General features: G+C 71.8%; 17 protein-coding genes and 1 pseudogene. 14 read left to right on the top strand and 4 right to left on the bottom strand.

Annotated elements, in window-relative coordinates; genetic code table 11:
* The 3 genes from KDM41_03825 to KDM41_03815 all read right to left on the bottom strand — a co-directional run.
* A partial coding sequence (locus tag KDM41_03825) for a hypothetical protein (protein MCB1182538.1) occupies nt 1-185 on the bottom strand: 185 nt, incomplete at its 3' end.
* A gap of 40 nt (nt 186-225) precedes the next feature.
* The gene (locus tag KDM41_03820; protein ID MCB1182537.1) at nt 226-1,704 is read right to left on the bottom strand and encodes a mechanosensitive ion channel family protein; all 1,479 of its coding nucleotides are present in this window, start codon (nt 1,702-1,704) and stop codon (nt 226-228) included.
* A 490-nt stretch (nt 1,705-2,194) separates the two neighbouring features.
* The gene (locus KDM41_03815) at nt 2,195-2,650 is read right to left on the bottom strand and encodes a hypothetical protein (protein ID MCB1182536.1); all 456 of its coding nucleotides are present in this window, start codon (nt 2,648-2,650) and stop codon (nt 2,195-2,197) included.
* Between the two features lie 229 nt (nt 2,651-2,879).
* Here KDM41_03815 and KDM41_03810 point away from each other — a divergent pair, with 229 nt between their 5' ends.
* The 10 genes and pseudogenes from KDM41_03810 (at nt 2,880) to KDM41_03765 (ending at nt 13,611) form a co-directional block, all read left to right on the top strand.
* Nucleotides 2,880-3,257, top strand: a complete 378-nt coding sequence (locus tag KDM41_03810; GenBank protein ID MCB1182535.1) for a DUF2237 domain-containing protein — start codon at nt 2,880-2,882, stop codon at nt 3,255-3,257.
* Between the two features lie 159 nt (nt 3,258-3,416).
* Complete coding sequence (locus KDM41_03805) at nt 3,417-4,148, top strand: metallophosphoesterase family protein (protein MCB1182534.1); 732 nt, start codon at nt 3,417-3,419, stop codon at nt 4,146-4,148.
* A 211-nt stretch (nt 4,149-4,359) separates the two neighbouring features.
* Nucleotides 4,360-5,091, top strand: coding sequence for a hypothetical protein (locus KDM41_03800; GenBank protein MCB1182533.1), 732 nt, complete (start codon nt 4,360-4,362; stop codon nt 5,089-5,091).
* A 163-nt stretch (nt 5,092-5,254) separates the two neighbouring features.
* Entirely contained in the window at nt 5,255-7,900 is a 2,646-nt protein-coding gene (locus tag KDM41_03795; protein ID MCB1182532.1) for a protein kinase, read from the top strand.
* A gap of 255 nt (nt 7,901-8,155) precedes the next feature.
* A pseudogene (locus KDM41_03790) lies at nt 8,156-9,718 on the top strand (sodium:solute symporter).
* Between the two features lie 338 nt (nt 9,719-10,056).
* Nucleotides 10,057-11,415, top strand: a complete 1,359-nt coding sequence (locus KDM41_03785; protein MCB1182531.1) for an amidohydrolase family protein — start codon at nt 10,057-10,059, stop codon at nt 11,413-11,415.
* Between the two features lie 35 nt (nt 11,416-11,450).
* Nucleotides 11,451-11,591: a hypothetical protein gene (locus KDM41_03780; GenBank protein ID MCB1182530.1), complete on the top strand. Its 141-nt coding sequence runs from the start codon at nt 11,451-11,453 to the stop codon at nt 11,589-11,591.
* Nucleotides 11,588-11,731, top strand: coding sequence for a hypothetical protein (locus tag KDM41_03775; protein MCB1182529.1), 144 nt, complete (start codon nt 11,588-11,590; stop codon nt 11,729-11,731). Before KDM41_03780 ends, KDM41_03775 begins: the two co-directional genes overlap by 4 nt.
* Before the next feature lie 3 nt (nt 11,732-11,734).
* On the top strand, nt 11,735-12,664 hold the full coding sequence (locus KDM41_03770; GenBank protein MCB1182528.1) for a histone deacetylase: 930 nt from the start codon (nt 11,735-11,737) through the stop codon (nt 12,662-12,664).
* Nucleotides 12,665-12,702: 38 nt separating this feature from the next.
* Nucleotides 12,703-13,611: an endonuclease/exonuclease/phosphatase family protein gene (locus KDM41_03765; protein ID MCB1182527.1), complete on the top strand. Its 909-nt coding sequence runs from the start codon at nt 12,703-12,705 to the stop codon at nt 13,609-13,611.
* On the opposite strand, the gene KDM41_03760 is transcribed toward KDM41_03765, so the two are convergent.
* Nucleotides 13,589-14,956 carry an MATE family efflux transporter gene (locus KDM41_03760; protein MCB1182526.1) on the bottom strand — a complete coding sequence of 456 codons (1,368 nt, stop codon included), beginning with the start codon at nt 14,954-14,956 and terminating at the stop codon, nt 13,589-13,591. The two genes, KDM41_03765 and KDM41_03760, sit on opposite strands and share 23 nt — an antisense overlap.
* A 181-nt stretch (nt 14,957-15,137) precedes the next feature.
* Between KDM41_03760 and KDM41_03755 the strand changes: the two genes are divergently transcribed.
* From KDM41_03755 to KDM41_03740, 4 genes are all read left to right on the top strand, one after another.
* Complete coding sequence (locus KDM41_03755; GenBank protein ID MCB1182525.1) at nt 15,138-16,682, top strand: PQQ-dependent sugar dehydrogenase; 1,545 nt, start codon at nt 15,138-15,140, stop codon at nt 16,680-16,682.
* Nucleotides 16,683-16,883: 201 nt separating this feature from the next.
* Entirely contained in the window at nt 16,884-17,819 is a 936-nt protein-coding gene (locus KDM41_03750; GenBank protein MCB1182524.1) for a hypothetical protein, read from the top strand.
* Between the two features lie 81 nt (nt 17,820-17,900).
* Nucleotides 17,901-20,798, top strand: coding sequence for a GH92 family glycosyl hydrolase (locus tag KDM41_03745; protein ID MCB1182523.1), 2,898 nt, complete (start codon nt 17,901-17,903; stop codon nt 20,796-20,798).
* A 201-nt stretch (nt 20,799-20,999) separates the two neighbouring features.
* A partial coding sequence (locus KDM41_03740; protein MCB1182522.1) for a M1 family metallopeptidase occupies nt 21,000-22,183 on the top strand: 1,184 nt, incomplete at its 3' end.

Raw genomic sequence — 22,183 nt, 5'->3', positions numbered from 1 at the left:
GACGTCGGCTCCGGCAGGGGACGCGTGACCGACAGGGACGGCGGCGCCGCGTCGCGGGCTTCGGCCGAGGCGTGGAAGCGGGCCAGGTCGGGGGCGAGCTGCTCGCCGACGGGCTGGGCGCCGGCCAGGGCGGCCGCCAGCAACAGCGCCGCGAGCACGAAGGGGACGGGACGGAAGCGGGTCATGGACTCTCCGTTGTCGCCGGGGCGCGGCGGGCGGGTGCGGTCACGCCGGCGGCGCCGCCGCGTCCTTCCCGCCGTCGTCGGCACCGGCCGTCGGGTACAGATGCACGTCCCGCTGCGGGAACGGGATCGAGATGCCCTCGGCGTCGAAGCGCATCTTCACCGCGCGCGTCACGTCCCAGTACACGTCCCAGTAGTCGGCCGTGTTCACCCAGGGCCGCACCACGAAGTCCACCGACGACTCGTTCAGCGTGTGCAGCTTCACCATGGGCTCCGGATCGGCGAGCACCTTGTCGTGCTCGGCCAGGATGCTTTCGAGCACCCGCTCGGCGTGCGGGATGTCGTCGCGGTAGCTGATGCCGAAGGTCATGTCGACGCGCCGGATGCGTTGGTCGGTGACGTTCTTGATGACGTCGCCCCAGATCTTGCTGTTGGGCACCACCAGCTTCTGGTTGTCGAGGGTCAGGATGCTGGTGGAGACCAGGCTCATGTGCTCGACCTTGCCGAAGACGCCGCTGATGTCGACCAGATCGCCCACGTCGTAGGGGCGGTAGAAGAGGATCATCAGGCCGGCCGCGAAATTGGAGAGGCTGTCCTGCATGGCGAAGCCGAGGATGAAGCCGACGACGCCGAAGCCGGCGAGCAGCGGGCCCAGGTCGAGGCCGAGCTGGCCGAGCCCGATGACGACGGCGATCAGCACCACCGCGTTGTGGGCCGTCGAGACGATGGTGCGCTGCAGCAGCTGCGAGAGGCGGAAGCGTCCGCGTTCGAGACTCTTGGCCACGGCCTTGCGCACGAGGCTGCCGAGCAGGCGCCCGATGGCGACGATGACCACGAAGACCAGGATCTTCACGGCCCACGACGGGCCGTTCTCGCGCAGCCACTCCAGGCCCCGCAGCCACATGCCGCGCAGGATGGTCGCGGTGGCGCGGGCGTCGAGCAGACCGGAAGCGAGATCCTGCGTGGTCGTCAGGAGCTGGGCCTGGTGCACGGCCACGGGCAGGCCCTCGTCCTTCATCAGGTCGACGACCTGGCGCAGGCTCGCCGTGTTCGCCTCGAGGCTCTTGCGGACGGCCGCCTGCAGCAGGGGCAGGTCGGCGTTGCCGGCGTCGACCTTGAGGCGGTCCTTGAGGTCGGTCAGGCGGCGGGTGTCGAGCAGGATGCGGCCCATGAGCTCGTCGGCCCGGCCCGCGAGCATGGCGTGGTAGCGGGGCCGATGGGGGGCCGTGGCGAGTCCGGCCTGCTGCATGTCGTGCAGGAGTTCGCCGAGGAAGGCCGTGACCCGGTCGAGCCGCACCTGCAGCCGGACGATCTCCCCTTCCAGTTCGGCCCGGTCCTTGGCGGCCAGGCCGCCGCGGTGTTCGCGCAGCGCGTCGATCCGGGCGCGGCGTTCGCCCACCATGTGCAGCACGACGGGCACGATGCGCCCGCAGATGCGTTCGACGACCCGGGCCAGCTCGCGGTCGGCGTCGCCGGCGGGGTTGCGGGGATAGGCCGCGACGAGCCGCGGCAGCTCGCGCATGAAGTCGTCGACGCGCGACTCGATCTGCAGGCTCAGCACGAGGCTGTCCTCGTGGGCGGCGGTCGGCAGGCGCCGCAGGTAGCCCGAGTACTCGGACTCGAGCTGGGCGATCCGGCCCAGCGCGTGGGCGCCTTCGGCATTGAAGGCCGCGGTGTCGGCCGCGGCGAGAATCTCGCCGATGGTGGCCGAATCGCCGGCGGCGGCCTGCGCGCGGGCCTCACCCGGAGCGGCGGCCAGCAGGGCCAGGGCGAGGACGACGGGGAGCATCCGGCCGGCGGCCGGTCTCGACGGGATCGCGATGGCGGTCAAGGGGCACCCCCGGAAGGCGGCGGAAGATCGGCGGCGGAACTCGCCGCCGCAGTATAGCAGACGGGCCGCAGAGGGAAAGCCCCGGCGCGGTCCGGGGCCCGACAAAGAGGAGGCCGCGGGCTCCGGAGGTCCAGCCGGAGAGCCCGCGGCCCGAAAAGGTCCGCGCACGAACCTTGGAAACCTAGAAGTTCCAGCCCACCGTGAACTTGAAGTCCGGCGAGTCGGAAATGCCCAGCTTGGCCTCGAGGAGCAGGGTCTTGCCGCTGTTCAGGGTCAGGCGGTAGTCGCCGACCGCGCTGAGGCCGATGTTGGTGTCGGAGTCGTCGCCCACGTAGCCGGCGGGGAAATCGTACTTGGCGATGTTCACACCCAGCTCTCCACCCACCGACCACGGGGTGTCGGGGAAGTCGTAGAGCAGGTCGCCGTTCAGGCAGATCAGGGTGATGTCGTTGCCCAGACCGATCTCGATGTTCGGCACCAGGCGCAGGTTGGTGGCGATGGCGCCCACGTCGTAGTGGCCGCCGAAGTGGAACTGGTCGGGATCGATGGAGACGCCGGCCCGGACGCCGAAGCCCTGGCCGAAGGCGGGGCCGGCCATCAGGGCGACGGCGAGGGTGACGAGAACAATGCGCTTCATGGTCGCTCCTTCGCGAGGAATCCTGGGTTCGGATCGGGCCGGGAGGATCTGCCGCAGACTCCCCCAGCGGCAAGTTCGGCGACACTCTACCGTCAATCCGGCGCCGAGACCAGCCCTATTTTGATCACGATTCGCAGAATTGTCGGAGATCGGGGAGGCCGCGGGCCGAATCCACGCTATCCTGTGGTCTTCGTCCCGGTCACGCCCCCTGGAAGGATGGTCCCCCGCCATGAGCCCACGCCCCCTGAACGTCCTCGGCACCGAGCTGCGCGACTGCAGCCAGGACCCCCTGACGGGCTTCTACCGCACCGGCTGCTGCGAAACCGGGCCCGAGGACCACGGCCATCACCTGGTCTGCATCCAGGCGACCGCGGAGTTCCTCGCCTTCAGCGCCCGGGTCGGCAACGACCTCTCGACGCCCCACCCGGAGTTCGCCTTCCCGGGGGTGAAACCCGGCGAGAGCTGGTGCCTGTGCGCCGAACGCTGGCAGCAGGCCCTCGAGGCGGGCATGGCGCCGCCGGTGCACCTCGAGGCGACCCACATCCTGACCCTCGAATTCGTCGATCTGGCCGATCTGCAGGCCCACGCGGTGCCGGTCGGGGACTGACCCCGGCTGGTCAGGGGCCGGCGTTCCCGACCGGACGGGCAACCAGGGCTTGAATTCAGACGCGAAGTCTCCGAATATCCGGGTCAGGATCCGGCTGTTCCGGCCGACAATTCCGGGGAGCGACTCCCCGGACGACCCGGAACCCCGCAAGGAGGCGGCATGGCCGACATCGCGATCATCTCGGATATCCACGGCAATTTCGCCGCGCTCGAGGCGGTGGTGCGCGACCTCGACGCCCGGGGCTGCACGGAGATCTACTGCCTCGGCGACGTGGTGGGCTACGGCGCCAGCCCGAACCGCTGCGTCGATCTGCTGCGCGAGCGCCGGGCCATCTGCATCCAGGGCAACCACGACGTGGTGGCCGTGGGCCTCGAGTCGTCCGAGGAATTCAACGCCGACGCCCGCAAGGCCGCCGACTGGACCGCCGACACGCTCACCCCCGCCAACGCCGCCTTCCTGCGCCAGCTGCCCGCGTCGCGGGTCACCCGCCGCCGCGCCCTGCTGGTGCACGGATCGCCGGACGACCGCGACGAATACCTCTGGGAAGAGGACGAGCTGATGGCCGCCGCCCGGGGCGTGCGCCGGGCCGGTCGCGCCCGCGTGGCGTTCTTCGGCCATACCCACCTGCCGGTCATCGCCGGCGAGGACTTCGCGGCCGACGCCGACGAGGACACCCACGCGCTGGCGCCCGGCCGGGGCTGGCTGGTGAATCCCGGCAGCGTGGGCCAGCCGCGCGACGGCGACCCCCGCGCGTCCTATGCCGTCTGGAACACGGACCGCAACGAGGTCACGTTCCGCCGCGTGGTCTACGACGTCGGCAAGGCCCAGGACCGGATCGAGCGGGCCGGATTGCCGCGACGGCTCGGCACGCGGCTGCTGGTGGGGTCCTGATCGCCGGCCCGGCCCGGGAATTCCGCTACCTGTCGAGCGTTTTGGCGCGCCATGCGCTGGTTTTGGCGAACCCGGCTTTCGCCTCGTTTCCCGCGGCGTCGAAAATATGCGGCCAGGCCGAAAAAACCGGATCACGCGCATCCGGAACGTGATAGAATCCCTCTCCCGAGCAGCCTCGGAATCACACCAGATCTCAAGAGGGAGAACATCCATGAAGATTGTCAACGTCCTGCTCAGCCTGCTCCTGCTGGTCGCCTGCGCCGGTTTCGCCGCGGCCGCCGATCAGCCCCAGGCCCAGTCGCCCGCCACCGACACCGTGCCGGTGGAGCTGCAGCCCGCCGCTCCGGGCGCCGGTTGCGCCGTGGGCAACCTCGCTGCGCCGTCCTACGTGTACGGCAACTGGATCACGGGCAACGACGCCTACGCCACGCTGATCCAGCCCCAGGTCGAAGGGTGCGCCTGCGGCACCGGCTTCCAGCTCGACCGCGTCTACATGATGATGCAGTTCGGTCCGGAAGACGTGCCGTCGAACTTCGACGTGTACGTGACCCTGCACGAGGCCGACTGGGACGCCGGCGCCGGCGTGTGGCGCCCCGGCCAGGAGTTCTGCCGCTCGGCGACGTGGTCGCTGACCGCGGCGAACGCCGGCCTGTACGACATCTACGTCGACCTCGACGGCGTGTGCCCCTGCGGCACCGTGGGCGACTCCTACTTCATCGCCTTCCACCTGCCGCAGGGCTTCGTGTGGTGGCCGTCGGCCCTCGAGGACAACACGCCGGACGTGGGCGTCAGCTACTACGACGGCGGCTCCGGCTGGAGCGATCTCGTGGCCAACTACGGCTGGTTCGGCAACAACATCATGCACGCCGACGTGACCTGCTGCGAGACGCCGGTCGACGTGGACGACGCGTCGTGGGGCGAGATCAAGTCCCTGTACCGCTAGTCCTGCAACACCTGCGAAACGGGGGCCCGGCCACGGCCGGGCCCCTGCGCATTCCCCGCGCCGGCCTTGTCGCGATTCCCGGATTGAACTAGAGTGAACAGGTCGTTTTTCCGCCGCGGAAGCCGACCGACCACTCCGTTCCCCCGACAGAGCGAGGCCCCCCGTGATCAAAGCCGGATCCCGAGTCGGAGCCTACGAGATCATCGCCCGCCTCGGCGCCGGCGGCATGGGCGAGGTGTGGCGCGCACGCGACACGCGGCTCGGGCGCGACGTCGCACTCAAGCTCCTGCCCGCCGCCCTAGCCGAAGATCCGGCCTTCATCGCGCGCTTCGAGCGCGAAGCCCAACTCCTGGCCGCCCTCGACCACCCGCACATCGTCGGCATCCACGCCGTCGCGGAGGCGGACGGGCAGCGGTTCCTGGTCATGCAGCTGGTCGACGGGAAATCCCTGGCCGAACGGATCCCGCACTGCGGCCTGGCCGTCGACGAGATCCTGGCCTGGGCCACCGAGCTAGCCGATGCCGTAGCCGCCGCCCACCGGCGGGGCATCGTCCACCGCGACCTGAAGCCGGCCAACGTCATGATCGCCCGTGACGGGCGGGTGCGGGTACTCGATTTCGGCCTGGCCAAGGAGAGCGCGCCGGACGGAAACGCCCGCCCCGGCTCATCCCAGCTGCGCACCATCTCCGCGGCCCCGGACGTCACCACCGAGGGCACCCTCCTCGGCACGGCCGCCTACATGGCGCCCGAGCAGGCCGAGGGCCGTGTGGCCGACGCCCGCTCGGACGTGTGGTCCCTCGGCGTGATCCTTCACGAGATGACCACCGGACGTCGCCCATTCACGGGCGACTCGCCGTTCTCCCTGCTGGCCGCTGTCATCAAGGATGCCGCGCCGGCGATCGGCGACGCACGCCCGGACCTGCCCCGCCAGCTGGGCCGGATCATCGGCGCCGCCCTCCAGAAGGACCCCGAGCGGCGCACGCAGTCGGCCCAGGACCTGCGCAACCAGCTCGTCGCCCTCGCGGCCGAACTCAAGGCCGCGCCGGCTTCCGCGCCGCCGCACCGACGCGCAGGACCCGGCAGGAGGAGGCTCGTCGCCGGCCTGCTGGTGGCGGCGGCGGCGGGGTTCGGGCTCGGTCGCCTGGTGCCCCCGCCCGGGGTCGGGCCGGCGGCCGGGGAGGCTCCTGCCGCGATCGAACGCCTCACTGCGTCGGGCCTCGTGGTCGGCGCGGCGCTGGCCCCGGACGGCCGGTACCTAGCCTACGTCGAGGATCGCGCCGGGGCCGCCGTCCTGCGCCTGCGCCAGCTGGCGACCGGCGGCGACCGGGCGGTGACCGAACCGGGGTCAGACGCATTGCTATGGCCCGCGTTCGGCCCCGACGGCGAGTACCTCCATTACGTCCGCTCGCCCCGGCAGGGTACCTGGGAGGAGTTCCCCGCCACCGCCTACCGCATCCCGACCCTGGGCGGCCAGCCGCGTGCGGTGCTGCGCGACGTCGGTGGCGAGGCCTCCCTTTCGCCGGACGGCACCCGCTACGCGGCCGTGCGGATCGTCGACGGGCGACGGTTGACGGTGGTCGAGTCGCTGGCCGACGGCGACACCATCCTGCTCGACGCGCCGGGCGAGAGGGCTACCTGGGAGCCTTTCGCCTGGTCGCCCGACGGCCGCTACCTGGCCTCCACGACTTTCGGCGGTCAAGAGGACATGACCCGCATCCGGATCGTGGAGGTGGGCACCGGCCAGGCCCGCGTCCTGCCTGGGGACTGGGGCGCGATCGACAGTGTGGCCTGGCCGCGCGGCGCCGACCATCTCCTGGCTTCGGCCGCCAACGAGGAGTCGAGCTGGTTCTTCCATCTGTGGCGCATTCCCCTCGACGGATCGACTCCCGGCGACCTGACGCCCGGCATCGGCAACTTCCTCGGCGTGAGTGCCGACTCCACCGGCCGCCGCCTCGCCGCCATCGCCTCGGACTGGTTCACCGACATCTGGCGGGCACCGCCCGGCCGACCCGACGCGGCGCGGCGCGTGACCGACGGCTTCATTCACGGCATGTCCGGGATCGACCTACTGCCTGACGGACGGCTCGTCCAGGGGCGCCGCGATTTCCGGCTGTCGATCATCGACCCCGCCACCGGCGCCGAATCGGTTTTTGACGAGAGCAACACGCGCCGCTACCCGGCGGTGCACCCGGACGGCACCCTGATCGCCTTCGAGTCGTGGCGGAACGGCGGCAACGGGATCTGGGTCCAGGGTCTCGACGGTTCACCGGCCCGACGGATCGTCGGCCCCCTGGAATCCGTGACGATTCCGGTCTTCGCCGGCGGGGGCGCCTGGATCGTCTACCGCCAGTTCACGGATGGAGTCAGTACGCTGGTCAAGAGTCCTCTGGCGGGCGGCGCCGCGGAGACCCTCGTGGCCGAAGACGCCGGGACGCCCGCGGTGGCGCCGGACGGGCAGCGCATCGCCTTCATCCCGCGGCAGCGCGAAGCCACGGCCCGGATCCACGTCATCGCCCTCGCGGACGGTCGCGAACTCGCGCGCCTGCCCCTGACGGGCGGGCTCTCGGACGCGATCCTGCAGCCAGAGAACCTCCGTTGGACACCGGACGGCCGGTCTCTCACGGTCCCGGCGGGCATCGTCGGCATCACCAATCTGTGGCGGATTCCGGCGGAAGGCGGGGCGCCAGAGCAGCTCACCCATTTCACCGAGGGCTCGGTCCGCTCGCACGTGTGGGGGCCGGACGGCGAGCTCTTCCTGGTCCGCGGCGACCGGCGCGAGGACGCTGTCCTGGTGCGGTTGGACCACTAGGGCCGCTATTTTGGACCTCCGCTTCCTCACGCGCTGTCGCGGTGGGCGGCTCCGCTCGGCGTCGCGGGCGCGCGCACCACCACCGGCCGCACGATACGGAGCCTGCAGGGGCGGGCGGGGTCCATCATCGAACCAGCACGACCTTGATCACCTCGGTTCGGCCGTCGACCCGCATCCCGGCCTCGCCCCGCCCGCCCCCGGGTGCTAGACTCCCCCGCGGACATCCCCCTGCGACCCCGGCCCCCGAGGAGCCCCATGGCCAAGTTCACCAACCTCGACATCTTCTGGGCGATCGCCTTCCTGCTGCTCATGGTCGGCGGCGCGGCGTTCTTCTATCGCCTGGCGCGGCGCTCGGAGAGCGACTTCTTCCTGGCCGGCCGCGGCCTGCCCTGGTGGCTGCCCGCCTCGTCGGTGTTCAGCACGCACACCGCCACCGACACGCCCATGTGGATCACCGGCGTGATCTACGCCAACGGCCTGCGCGGCCTCTGGTACACCTTCTTCACCGCCTGGACCGCCATCGGGGCCTTCGTCTCGGCGCGCATCTTCCGCCGCTCGCTGGCCTACACCCAGGCCGAGTGGCAGACCCAGCGCTTCGGCGGACTGGGCGCCGAGATGCTGCGCGGCTGGATGGCCGGCTGGCAGGTCTTCATGAACATGTTCATCCTCGGCTGGGTGGGCATCGCCATGGGCAAGGTGTGCCACCTGGCCTTCGACTGGCCGGTGTGGGTGGGGCTGGTGATCCCCTCGGTCATCACCGCGTTCTACACCCTGGCCGCCGGCTACTGGGGCGTGGTGATGGGCGACTTCCTGCAGGGCATCGTCGCCGTGTTCGCCATCGTGCTGGTGTCTCTGGTGGGCGTGGCGGCCGCGGGCGGCCCCACCGAGGTGACGGCGAAGATCGTCTCGCTGGGCCAGGAGTGGCGCCTCGACGCGTTCGACTTCACGGGGTGGCTGTCGGGCGACTTCCCCTTCGTCTGGTTCCTGACCATGCTCGTGATCGCCGTCATCGGCGGCTTCGGCATGGGCACCAGCATCGACTGGTACGTCGAGGCGCAGCGCATCCAGAGCGCAAAGACGGTGCGCGACGCCACCTACGGCATCTGGGCCGGCGGCGCGGTCACGCTGGTGCGCAACGGCTTCTGGGCGGCCGGCATCCTCGCGTTCTTCTCGCTGCTGCCGAACATCGCCGACCAGTCAGACTACGAGCTGGGCTGGTTCCGCCTGGGCTTCGAGCTGCTGCCGGCCGGGCTGGTGGGCGTGTTCTTCGGGGCCATCCTGGCCATTCACCTTTCGACCATCAGCAGCCACCTGAACCTGGGCGCGCTCTACTTCACGCGCGACATCTGGCATCGGTACATCAAGCCCGAGGCCACGGACAAGCAGCTGGTCGCCCTGGGCCGCTGGGCGACGTTCGTGCTGCTGATCGGGTCGTTCTTCTACGGCCTGATGATGCAGGAGATCACCAAGTGGCTCATCTTCGCCCTCTGGCTGATGATGGCCGGCGTGTGGCTGCCCAACATCCTGCAGGTGGTGTGGTGGCGCTTCAACGCCTGGGGCTACCTGGCCGGCTGGATGGCGAACCTGGGCGTGTCGTGGCTGGTGGTGTGGATCCTGCCGGCCTTCGGCGTGATCCCGACCCTGCCCGACCACATCAACTTCTGGCTGCTGATGGCTCTCGGGGCGCTGATCTTCATTCCCGTGACGCTGGCCACGAAGCCCGAGCAGATGGACCGCCTCGTGCGCTACTACGTGATGACGCGGCCCATCGGCTGGTGGGGTCCGGTGCACCGCGAGGCCGTCGCCCGCGGGCTCATCGCCGACACGGCGCAGACGAAGGGCGCCGGGCCCCGACCGCTGATCCGCCGCAAGTGGACCGCGGCCGAGGCGGACGGCTGGAGCCGCGAGGACTGGCTCGTGATCGTGCTCTCGCCCCTCGCCATGGGCCTGCTCATGATCGGGGTCACCAAGACGCTGCTGCTGCAGCCGGGCGGGATCCTGATGCTGGTCGCCGCCGTCGCGGGCATCCTGTTCATCTACTGGGTGATCGACCCCAAGCTGCGCGCCATCTCGGCCGAGTACGAGGAGCAGCAGGCGGCCTACGTGAAGGAACTCGAGCAGCGGCTGCGGTGGCAGGACGCGGGAGGCACCGGGTCGTGACGCGACGCCGGCGGCATGTCGTGGCGGGGTGCGTCCTCGCGGTGATCCTGGCGCCGGCGGTCGGCCGGGCCGCGGGCGACCTGCTGCTGCGGGAGATCACCGTCGTCGACGGCACCGGCGGTCCCGCGCGGTCCGGCGTGGACGTGCTCGTGCGGAACGGACGCATCGCCGCGATCGCGCCCGAACGCCTGGACGCGGACGGGGCCGAAGTCGTGGACGGCCGCGGGCGCTTCGTCGTGCCCGGCCTCTTCGACGCGCACACCCACCCCTTCCCCGTCGACGAGTCGTTTCCCCAGTTCGTGCGTTTCGGCGTGACGTCGATCCTGGTGACCGGCTGCGGCGACTGCGACGACGCGACCCTCGCGGCCATGCGCGAGCGGACCCTGGCTCCCGGCGCGGCCGCGCCCCGCTTCTTCCACACCAGCCAGCACTTCACCATGGCGGGGCGGCATCCGGTCAAGACGTACCCCAGCCCGAAGTGGGTCGACGGCGTCACCGTCCACTACATCGATTCGGTGGCCGAGATCGGACCGCTCGTCGCGCGGGTGAGCCGGCAGCCCATCGTCGGCATCAAGCTCACCATCGAGGAGGGCCCCGATCCGCCCTTCGTCGAGCGCATGCCGCAGGAGTTCATCGACGAGATCGTCCGGCAGGCCCACATCGCCGGCACGCGGGTGTTCGCCCACGTGAGCGACAGCGAAGAGCTGCGCATGGCGGCCCGCGCCGGCGTCGACCACCTGCTGCACTTCACCGGCGTCGACCTCGACGGGGAGCGCGACGCCGAGCTCGTGGCCGGACTCGTGTCGCGCGACGTGCACTGGGTCACGACGATCATGATCGACAAGGCGTTCCTGTACCCGCAGCACCCCGAGTGGGTCGCCGCCGTCGCGGCCACGGGAATGTACGACGCCGAGCTCGCGCGGCTCGCCGGCGCCGCGGACGACCCGGAGGCGGTCCGCGCGTTCGCGCAGCGCCTCTACGGCGAGCCCGCACCTTCGTTCGCCACGAACCCCGTCCTGCGGAAGCAGTTCAGCGACCTGAAGCGGCTGCACGAGGCGGGCATCCGGCTCGTGGCCGGCACCGATGTCGGCAGCGACTGGATCTTTCCCGGCTACAGCCTGCACGAGGAGCTGGCGCTCCTGGCCGCGGCCGGATTCACACCGGACGAACTGCTCGTCATGGCCACCCGCAACGCCGCCGGGATGATCGGCGTGCTCGACGACGTCGGAACCCTCGAGCCGGGCAAACGGGCCGACCTGCTCGTCCTCAACGCGGATCCGCGGACCGACGTGGGCAACCTGGGCGCCATCGCCGCGGTGTACCGCGACGGGGTCGCCGTCTGGACCGACCGCTAGCCGACCGCCGGCGGGCGGAGATTGGAGAACGGGACATGGACAAGGGACTGGTCACCCTCATCGGCATGAGCATCGCCTACGTGGCGTCGTTCGTCGGCCTGGGGCTGGCGTGGTGGAGCTACCGGAAGCGGCGCGGCGACTGCGGCGCGGACCGCGGCGGAAAGGACGAGCGATGAACTTCGAAGCCCTCCCCGTGACCTCGCCCCTGAGCGGCCCCTTCTGGACGTGGGTCGTGCCCATCGTGCTCTTCGGGATCGCGCTCGGGGCGACCTGGGCGCTGTACCGGCACTTCTCCGGCGACGGCGACGGGGACTAGGCCGTGATCGGCGCCGTGTTCGACCGCGACGCGTACGCGGCCCACGATTGGCCCGGGCACGCCGAGAACCAGCGGCGGCTCGACCACCTGGCGCTGCCGGCGGAGTGGCGGCGGTTTCCGCTGCGCCCGGCCGGGGACGACGAACTCCGACTCGTGCACGCGGCGGCGCACATCGCCCGCGTCGACGCCGCGGCGGCCGCCGGCGGCGTCATGCTCGACCCCGACACCTACTGCACGCCGGCTACGCCGGACCTGGCCCGCCGCGTCGTCGGCGCGGTCGTCGACCTGGCCCTCGCCACCTGGTCGGGCACCTGCGCCCGCGGGCTCGCCCTGGTGCGCCCCCCGGGCCACCACGCCACCGCCGATCAGGCCATGGGCTTCTGCCTCTACAACAACGTGGCCGTGGCTGCGGCGGCCCTGCGCGCGGCCGGCGCCGCCCGGGTGGCCGTGCTCGATTTCGACGTGCACCACGGCAACGGCACCCAGGACATCTTCTCCGGCGATCCGACGGTGTTCTTCGCCTCGAGCCACCAGTTCCCCCACTACCCGGGCACCGGCCGCGCCGACGAGACGGGTACGGGCGCAGGGCTGGGCTTCACGCGCAACGCGCCCCTGGACGCCGGCACCGGCGACGCCGGCTTCCTGGCCGCCTGGCGCGACGACCTGCTGCCGGCCGCGCGGGCGTTCGCACCGGACATGATCCTCGTCTCGGCGGGCTTCGACGCGCATGCGGCCGATCCGCTGGCGGGGCTGACCGTCTCGACGGCGGGGTTCGACACCCTGATCGGGGAGATCCTCGCCCTGGCCGACGCGTGCTGCGGCGGCAAGGTCGTGTTCCTGCTCGAGGGGGGGTACGATCCGGCGGCACTGGGCGATTGCGTGGCGGCGCTGGTGGCGCGCCTGGACGCGGATTCCCCCCGGGGGCAGGAGTGATGGTGAGCGGAGCGCGGAATCGATCGGGGACGACGGGTTTGGGCAGAACAGCCTATCTGCTTATCTGGTTCTGCATCACCACGGCCGCCACCACGGCCGCCACCGCAGCCGCCGGCGTCCCGGCCCAGGCCGTCCCCGCGCCCCCCACCCGCGACACCACCGTCCTCAGCTTCAACATCCGCTACGGCCGCGCCGACGACGGCCCCGACAGCTGGCCCCACCGCCGCGAACTCGTGTGCGAGACGATCCGGGCCCACGCCCCGGCGGTCTTCGGCGTGCAGGAATGCCTGGTCGAACAGGCCGCCGTGCTGCGGGAGGCCTTCCCCGCCTATACGTTCACGGGCTACGGCCGCGACGACGGGGCCGAGGCCGGCGAGATGTGCGCCCTCTTCGTCGACCGCGCCCGCTACGACGTGCTCGACGCCGGGGTGTTCTGGCTGAGCGAGACGCCCGCGGTGGTGGGCAGCCGGGGCTGGGATGCCGCCCTGCACCGCATCGCCACCTGGGTGCAGCTGCGCGACCGCGTCGCGGCGCCCGAGACCCTGTTCGTCTTCAACGCCCACTTCGACCACGTGGGCGAAGAGGCCCGGCGCCACAGCGCCGCCCTGCTGCGCGAGCGGGTCGGGGCGATCGCGGGCCCGCACGCCGCGATCGTGCTCGGCGACTTCAACGCCCCGGCCGACGGTCCGGTGCGCGCCGCCCTGGCGCCGGCCGACGGGCGCCTCGCCGACACCTTCACCTGCGCGGGCCGCGACGAACGCCGACCAGGCGAAGGCACCTTCCACGGCTTCAAGGGGGAGGCGGGCCCGGCCCGCATCGACTGGATCCTGGCCACGCCGGAGCTGCCCTGCCGCGACGCCGGCATCGACCGCTCGTCGCGGGACGGCCGCTTCCCGTCGGACCACTTTCCGGTGTGGGCGGTGTTCAGGCAGGCGGTCCGGCCGTAGGCGCCGGGTCGCCGATGCCCGCCAGCGCCCGCCGCATCACCACCAGCGACAGCATGCCGGCGACCACGTAGGCCGCCACCGAGGCCCAGTAGATTCCGGGCAGGGCGAACCAGCGGGCGCCCAGCAGGGCCAGCGGCACGTAGAGGCCGAACATCTGCAGGGCCGAGAGCAGCGCCGCCCGCAGGGGCATGAGCATGCCGTTCAGGACGGTGCCGGTCAGGGCCAGGATGGCCGCGAAGACCATGCCGAGCGGGACGATGCGGAAGTAGAGGGCCGCCGCGTCGACGACGTCGGCGTGGTCGCTGAAGAGTCCCGCCAGGGGACGCGCCGCCACGAACATGAGCACCCACAGGACCAGCCCGTAGCCCACGCCGAAGCGCACGCTGAACCAGGCCGCCCGCCGCACGCGGTCGGGCCGCCGGGCGCCGAGGTTCTGGCCCACGAAGGGCACCAGGGCCGCGCCCAGGGCCATGATCACGGCGAAGACGAGCATGCCCACCCGCGACCCCACGCCGAAGGCCGCCACCGCGGCCGGGCCGAAGCCCGCCACCATCCGCGTCACGACGCCCACGCCCACGGGCATCACCATGCGTGTTCCGGCCGCCGGAACGCCCACGTGCAGCACCCGGCGCCAGTTGGCCAGCCCCTCGGCCGTGGTCGGGCGTTCGCGGGAGATCATGCGGTCGCGGATCCCCAGCACGTACAGCGCCGCGACCAGGGTGATCGCGCGGCTGACGGCCGTGGCGATGGCCGCGCCCTCGATGCCGAGCTCGGGAAAGGGCCCGAGGCCGAAGATGAGCAGCGGGTCGCCGACCGCGTTGGTCAGGCCCGCCACCACCATCACCAGTCCGGGCGTGCGCGTGTCGCCCGTGGCCCGGATGGCGCTGTTGCCCACCATGGGGATCACGACCAGGCCCACGCTCAGGTACCAGATCCGCATGTACCGGACGACCAGGTCGAGGATGTGGCCCTCGGCGCCCATGGCCGCGAAGAGCGGGCGCACGGTGAGCAGTCCCACCCCCGCGAAGACCACCACGACCAGGACGGCGAGCACGAGCGAGTCGGTGGTCAGGCGCGCCACCCGGTGCGCGTCGCCCTCGCCGATGGCGTTGCTCACCACCGCGGTCACGCCCATGCCCAGGCCGAGGGCCACGCTGCCGAGGGTCATGACGACGGGGAAGGTGAACGAGACGGCGGCCAGCTCGTCGGCGCCGTAGCGCCCGAGGAAGAAGGTGTCGACGAGATTGAAGGCCATGATCGCCACCAGCCCCATGAGCATGGGGCCGGACATGCGCAGCAGGCGGCTGCCGACCGGTCCGGTGATGAGGTTGGCCGCGCGGGACAAGGCGATCTCCGTTCGGGTGGGCGCCCCCGGCCGGATGCCGGGCGTGGCCACCAAGGTAGGCCGGGCGGGCACGCACGTCGAGGGCCGATCACCGGGCGGGTCCGCGCGAGTTGCGGTAGCTTATCCGGACTTCACCTGGTCGCCCCGGCGGCCCCTCGGACCGCCCCGGAGGGAGGACACCGTGTCCCGCATCGCCCCCGACGTCCGGCGCCCGCGCCGGCTCCGCGTTTTCGTTTCCCGCGCCGGCGTGCTCGGCGCCTGCGTGCTCGGCGCGCTGCTCGGCGGCGCGCCCCTGCTCCCGCTCGCGGCGGCACCCGCCACCGCCTGCCCCGACGTCGTCCTGACCATCGAGCCCATCGCCGACGGTCTCACCAAGCCCGTGCGCCTCGTGGCGCCGGACGGCGACGAACGCCTCTTCATCGTCCAGCAGAACGGGCTCGTCACGGTGCACGACCGGGACGGCACGTCCCGCGGCACCTTCCTCGACCTGACCGGCCAGACGGCGGCCAACGGCGAGCGGGGCCTGCTCGGCCTGGCCTTCGCGCCGGACTACGCGGCCAGCGGGCGCTGCTACGTGAACTACACCGACGCGTCGGGCGACACGCGCATCGTTCGCTACACCGTCAGCGCCGGCGATCCGGACGCCCTCGACGCCGGCAGCGCCGAGCTCCTGCTGACCATCGACCAGCCCGCGGGCAACCACAACGGCGGCCACCTGGAGTTCGCGCCCGACGGGATGCTCATCATGGCCACCGGCGACGGCGGCGGCGCCGGCGACACGAGCAACAACGCCCAGACGCTCTCCGTCCCCCTCGGCAAGCTGCTGCGCCTGGACGTCTCGCCCGCCACCGGCTACGCCGTGCCGGCGGACAACCCCTTCCTCGGGACGGCGGGCGCCGAACTCGTCTGGACCTACGGGCTGCGCAACCCCTGGTGCTTCAGCTTCGACTCCGGCACCGGCGACCTCTACATCGCCGACGTCGGACAGGGCCAGTGGGAGGAGGTCGACATCGTCCCGGCCGGCACCGCGGGCGGGCGCAACTTCGGCTGGCGCGTCACCGAGGGCACGCACTGCTACAACCCCTCCTCCGGCTGCGACGCCACGGGCCACACCCTGCCGGTGTACGAGTACTCCCACGGCGGCTCGCCCTTCCGCTGCTCGATCAGCGGCGGCTACGTGTACCGGGGCGCGGAGATCCCCGATCTGCAGGGCACCTACTTCTTCAGCGACTTCTGCAGCAACCAGATCTGGACCATGCGCTGGACCCTGTCGGGCGGGCTCTCGCCCGTGAGCGACTGCAGCGACGACCTGACCCCGACCGGCGGCTACGGCGGCGTCTCCGGCTTCGGCCGCGACGGCCTGGGCGAGCTCTACATCCTCGACCACGGCAACGGCGCCGTGTACCGGATCGTGCAGAAGATCGCCGCCTCGCCCCTGCCGGCCGGACCGACGGGGCGTCTCGACGCCGCGCCCAACCCCTTCCACGGCCGCACCGAGTTCAGCTACACGGTGGCCCGCGGCCGCGGACCCGTCACCGTCGACGTGCACGACCTCCGTGGCCGCCTGGTGCGCACGATCGTGGACGAACCGCAGCCCGAAGGCGCGCGCCTGGCCACCTGGGACGGCCACGACGCCGCCGGCCGGCGCCTGCCCGCCGGCACCTACCTGTGCCGGATGCGCCAGGGCGAAACGGTCGCCGTGACCAAGGTGACCCTCGTGGACTAGCCCCGGCGCCGCGCGGGAGGAGCCGGCCGCGTGGGAGGAACCGGCCGCGCGGCCGGTTCCCCGCGTCGCCCCCGGCCCCTATCTTCAGGCAGGACCCCGCCCGGGAGACCCGCACCTTCCCCTCGCCGTTCGGCGCGCCTCTCCGCCCCCGCCGCCAAGCCCGGACTACAGTCGTCCCCTTTGCGGCCGAACGTGAAGATCATGTTCAGACCGGCACCGGCATCCGTAGCGTCGCTCCTGCGGCTGGTGCTCAGCATCCTCTTCCTGGTGGTGAGCGGGCCCCGTTCCGCCCCCGCCACGTCGCCCGAAGGCATCCGCTATCGCATCGCCGTGATCGACGTGTTCGGCGACCCCGCCGGTGCCGACGACGCTTCCCAAAGCCGCCTCGTCGCCGCCGGCGCCACCGACCTCGACGGCGACGGCGTGCGCGAGAACATCTTCCACGGCGACCTGGTGCGGCTGTACGTGGGGGCCCCGGGCACCGAGACGGTGCCCTTCGGCGTGAGCGACGGCCCGGACGCCAAGCGCGACATCCTGACCCGGCTGGGCGAGATCCGTGCCCGGCGCCGGGACGGCGAGCGCCTCGACGCCGTCGTGTTCTGCTGGGAGTCGTCCACGCTGATCAGCGCCATCGCCGACACCCTCGACCCCGCCGACCGCGAACTCTACCAGGCGATCGTGCAGGGCTGGGGCCGCACCGACACCGGCTGGCGCCTGACCGCGGCGATCATCGGCGAACTGGAGGCGCTGGCCGCCGACGGGGTCATCGTGGTGACCATCGCCGGCAACTCGGGTCCGCGCTGGGTGAACACCTACACCTTCGCGCGCGGCGTCATCGTGGTCGGCGCCGCCGAGCCCGACGCCGACGGCGAGTGGGCCACCCGCAATCCGCTCATCGACACCTGGGCCCAGTCGCGCTACGCGGTGCGCCTGGTCGAACTGCCCGACCGCCCCGGCTACGGCTACGACATCAACGAGGACGGCACCGTCGACATCGACCTGCGGCGCGGGTCGAGCTGGTTCCGGCGCTTCGGCTCGCCGCGCGACACCCGCCGCGTGCTGCAGGGCACCTCGTTCGCGGCGCCGACGGCGCTGCGCGGGCTGCTGGCGCGCGGACTCGCGGCCGACGCCGACTGAGCCGCGATTCCCCTCGCCTTCGCCCCCCGGGCTCGCCATAATGGGGCCTTCCGCACTCCCGCCCGACCGGAAGGACGCCCCGTGACCATGCGCCGCTCCCTGCCTGCCGCGATCGTGCTGCTCCTGGCCGCCGGAACCGCCTTCGCCGCCCCCGACCTCGCCCGCGACATCGACCCCTTCATCGGCACCGGCGGCCATGGCCACACCTTCCCGGGCCCCACCCTGCCCTTCGGCATGGTGCAGCTCTCGCCCGACACGCGGCTGACCGGCTGGGACGGCTGCGGCGGCTACCACTTCAGCGACGACGTGGTGTACGGCTTCAGCCACACCCACCTGAGCGGCACCGGCGTGAGCGACTACGGCGACATCCTGCTGATGCCCGGCTGCGGCGAGCCGCGCTGGGAGAACGGCTACCCCGACGACCCCGACGGCGGCTACGGCTCGCGCTTCTGCAAGGCCGACGAGCGCGCCGCCGCCGGCTGGTACCACACCGTCCTGGCCGACGACGGCATCGCGGTCGAGCTCACCGCCACCCCGCGCACGGGGCTGCACCGCTACGTCTTCCCCGCCGGCCGCGAGGCGCACGTGATCATCGATCTCGAACACCGGGACAAGCTGCTCGACAGCGGGCTGGAGTTCCCCGACGACCGCACCGTGGCCGGCTTCCGTCGCTCCGACGCCTGGGCCCGCGACCAGCTCGTCCACTTCCGCGCCGCCTTCTCGCGCCCGTTCACCGCCACCACCAACGAGGCCGGCACCAAGGCCGTGCTCGCCTTCGGCAACGCCGGCGGCGAGCTGCTGATCCAGGTGGCGATCTCGGCCGTCGACGCCGACGGTGCCCGCGCCAACCTCGCGGCCGAGTGGGCCGACTTCGACTTCGCCGCCACCCGGGCCGCGGCGTTCACGGCCTGGTCGGAGTTCCTCGCGCCCTACGGCGTGCCCGACGACATCCCCGCCGCCGAGCGCACCGTCCTGGCCACGGCCATCTACCACACGGCCATCGCCCCGAACCTCTTCAGCGACGTCGACGGCCGCTACCGCGGCATGGACCGCCAGGTGCACCGCGCCGCGGGCCGCGACCAGTACACCGTCTTCTCCCTGTGGGACACCTACCGCGCCACGCACCCCCTCTTCACCCTCATGCAGCGCGCCCGCACGGCCGACTTCGCCAACACCGCGCTGTCGCACTACGTCGAGGGCGGCCGCCTGCCCGTGTGGGAGCTCGCCGGCAACGAGACCGACTGCATGATCGGCTACCACAGCGTGAGCTTCCTGGCCGACGCCTGGCTGAAGGGCATCCACGGCTTCGACGCGCAGCTGGCCCTCGCGGCCATGCGCGACAGCGCCGAGCGCGACCACTTCGGGCTGGCGGCCTACCGCCGGCAGGGCTTCATCGGCGTCGAGGACGAGCCCGAATCGGTGAGCAAGACCCTCGAGTACGCCTACGACGACGCCTGCATCGCCCGCTTCGCCCGCGCGCTCGGCGAGGAGGAGACGGCGCAGGCGTACGGCCGGCGCGCCCAGGCCTGGCGGCACCTCTACGACCCGGTGAGCCGCTGCTTCCGGCCGCGCCGCAACGGCCGCTTCCTGACGCCCTACGACCCGCGCCAGGTGGACAACAACCACACCGAGGCCAACGGCTGGCAGTACCGCTTCGCCGCGCCCCACCACATGCGCGAGCACATGGACCTGCTCGGCGGCGCCGACGCCCTGGCGGCCGTGCTCGACTCGCTCTTCACCGTCGACAGCGCCACCACCGGTCGCGACCAGGCCGACATCACCGGCCGCATCGGCCAGTACGCCCACGGCAACGAGCCCAGCCACCACATGGGCTGGCTGTACCACTTCGCGGGCGCCCCGGAGAAGTCGCGCGAGCGGATCGGGTCCATCCTCGACGCGTTCTACACGCCGGAGCCCGACGGCCTGATCGGCAACGAGGACTGCGGCCAGATGAGCGCCTGGTACGTGCTCGCCGCCTACGGCCTGTACGACGTGGCGCCCACCTCGGGCCAGTGGCTCGTCGTGCCGCCGCGGCACGCCGCGATGAGCCTGCGCTTCGAGGACGGCCGCACCTTCACCACGCGGCGGGTCGGCGCGGGGGCCGTGCGGCGCGTGACGTTCAACGGCCGGGAGCTCACCCGCAGCTGGCTCTCCCACGACGAGGTCAGCGGCGGCGGCGAGCTGGTCTTCGAACTGGGCGGCGACGAACCCGGCGCCTGGGGTCGGGCCGAGGCCGATCGTCCGGGCACCGTGCCCGTGGCCGCGCCGGTGGTGGCCGCCCCGTGGGCCATCGCGCCCGGCGACCGCTTCCGCGGCGAGACCGTCGTCCGCCTGGCGGCGCACGACCCGCGGGCACAGATCCGCTGGACCGACAAGCCGCACCGTGACCCCCGCGACGGCACCCCGTACACGGGTCCCCTCTACCTCGAGAGAACCACCGAGCTGCGGTTCGTGGCCCTGGTCGACGACGTGGCCGGCCCCGTGGTGACCGCCCGCTTCGATGCCATCGAGCACGGTTGGCAGGTCACCACCGCGACGCCCCCGAACCCGCAGTACACCGCCGGCGGCCCCGACGCCCTCATCGACGGCCGCCGCGCCGGCCTCGACTGGCGGACCGGCGGCTGGCAGGGCTACGACGGTCGCGACTTCGTGGCCACGGTCGACCTGGGGCAGCCGCTGCCCCTGCGCCGGGCCGGCGCCAGCCTCCTGCAGGACATGCGCTCGTGGATCTTCCTGCCCCGCGAGGTGATCGTCGAAGTGTCCGCCGACGGCACGACGTTCCGCGAGGCCGGTCGGGTCGGCCACGACGTGCCCGACGCCACCGAGGAGACGGTCCGGCGCGATCTCGTCGTCGAGCTGGACGGCTCGCCCGTGCGGGCGGTGCGGGTGCGGGCCGTGAACTTCGGGCCCGTGCCGGCGTGGCATCCGGGCGCCGGCGGCGCGTCGTTCCTCTTCGTGGACGAGGTGATCCTGCAGTAGCGCCAAAGGGCTGAAAACGCCCATTCACGCCATCCGGAAGCGCCTGCGGCGTTTTCCGGCCCGATGCGGGCCTTTCTAAGTCCGCTTCCGACTTCAAGATACTAATTGTTACATGATGATTCTTTTTTTCGGATGATTTCGTGCTATACTGCGCGGTTCAGGCATCCCGGATTCGGCACTGAGGACATCAGAACAGCGCCCATGAAACGCCTGCTGGACATCCACACCTGGTCTGTGGCTCGCCTCGCTGTCCTGCTGATCGTGACCGCGACGTGCGCCCCGACCCTGCTTCTCGCCCGTGAGCCGGGGGAGCGCCCCGTGCTGCCCGCCGAATGGCCCCAGGTGGCCCTCATCGAGGGCAAGGGCACACCGGCGGCGAAGGCCCAGATCCCCTCGGGCACCGCCCAGGCCCCGGGCATGGCCGTGCCCGACCCCCGTCAGCTCCGCTACGACGTGATCCACTACGGCCTCGATCTGCAGGTCGAGGCGACGGCCGGCTGGCTCTCGGGCCGGGTCGAGACCGTCTTCGTCGTCACCGACGGCCCCCTCGACCAGTTCGTGCTCGACCTGCGCGACAACATGAACATCTCCGGCGTGGCGATCAAGGCCCCCTACCAGAACCTCGCCACCTGGACCCGGCAGGACGACCGCGTCATCGTCAACCTGCCCACGCCCATCGCCACCGGCACGGCCGGCATGATCGAGGTCCAGTACTGGGGCCAGCCGCAGGTCGAGGGCCTCTTCGGCTACCGGGTCGAGACGAACGCCGCCGGCGACCCCATCGTGGCCACGGTCAGCGAGCCGTGGAGCGCGCGTTCCTGGTGGCCCTGCAAGGACGACCCCAACGACCGCGCCATGACCACCGTGACGATCCGCGCGCCGCTGGGCATGGTCGGCGTCTCCAACGGCAAGCTCACCCTGCGATCCGGCAACACGACCCAGTGGTTCCAGGTGAACCCGGTCCCGACCTACCTCGTGAGCATCGCCGTGGGCGACTACGTCGAGCTCGCCGACCAGTACGACGGCCCGGCGGGCAGGATCGATCTGCGCCACTGGGTGTACCCCGGCGAGGAGGACGACGTGCGCGAGGACATGTCGGTCCTGCCCGGGATGCTCGACTTCTGCGCCTCGCTGCTCGGCCCCTACCCCTTCGCCGGCCAACCCTTCGGCATCGCCGAGGTGCCCTGGGACGAGGCCATGGAACACCCCACGGCCGTCACCTGGGGCGACGTCCTCGTCACGGGCACGCACCAGTTCGACACCGTGCTCATGCACGAGCTGGCCCACATGTGGTTCGGCAACCTCGTCTCGCCCGTCGACTGGACCCACATCTGGCTGAACGAGGGCTTCGCCACCTACTTCGAGGCCCTGTGGGCGGAACACGT

This window comes from bacterium, assembly GCA_020440705.1.
Taxonomy (GTDB): domain Bacteria; phylum Krumholzibacteriota; class Krumholzibacteriia; order LZORAL124-64-63; family LZORAL124-64-63; genus JAGRNP01.
Note: the sequence above shows the minus strand (reverse complement) of the source record. Positions and strands in the feature narration are given on the sequence as shown.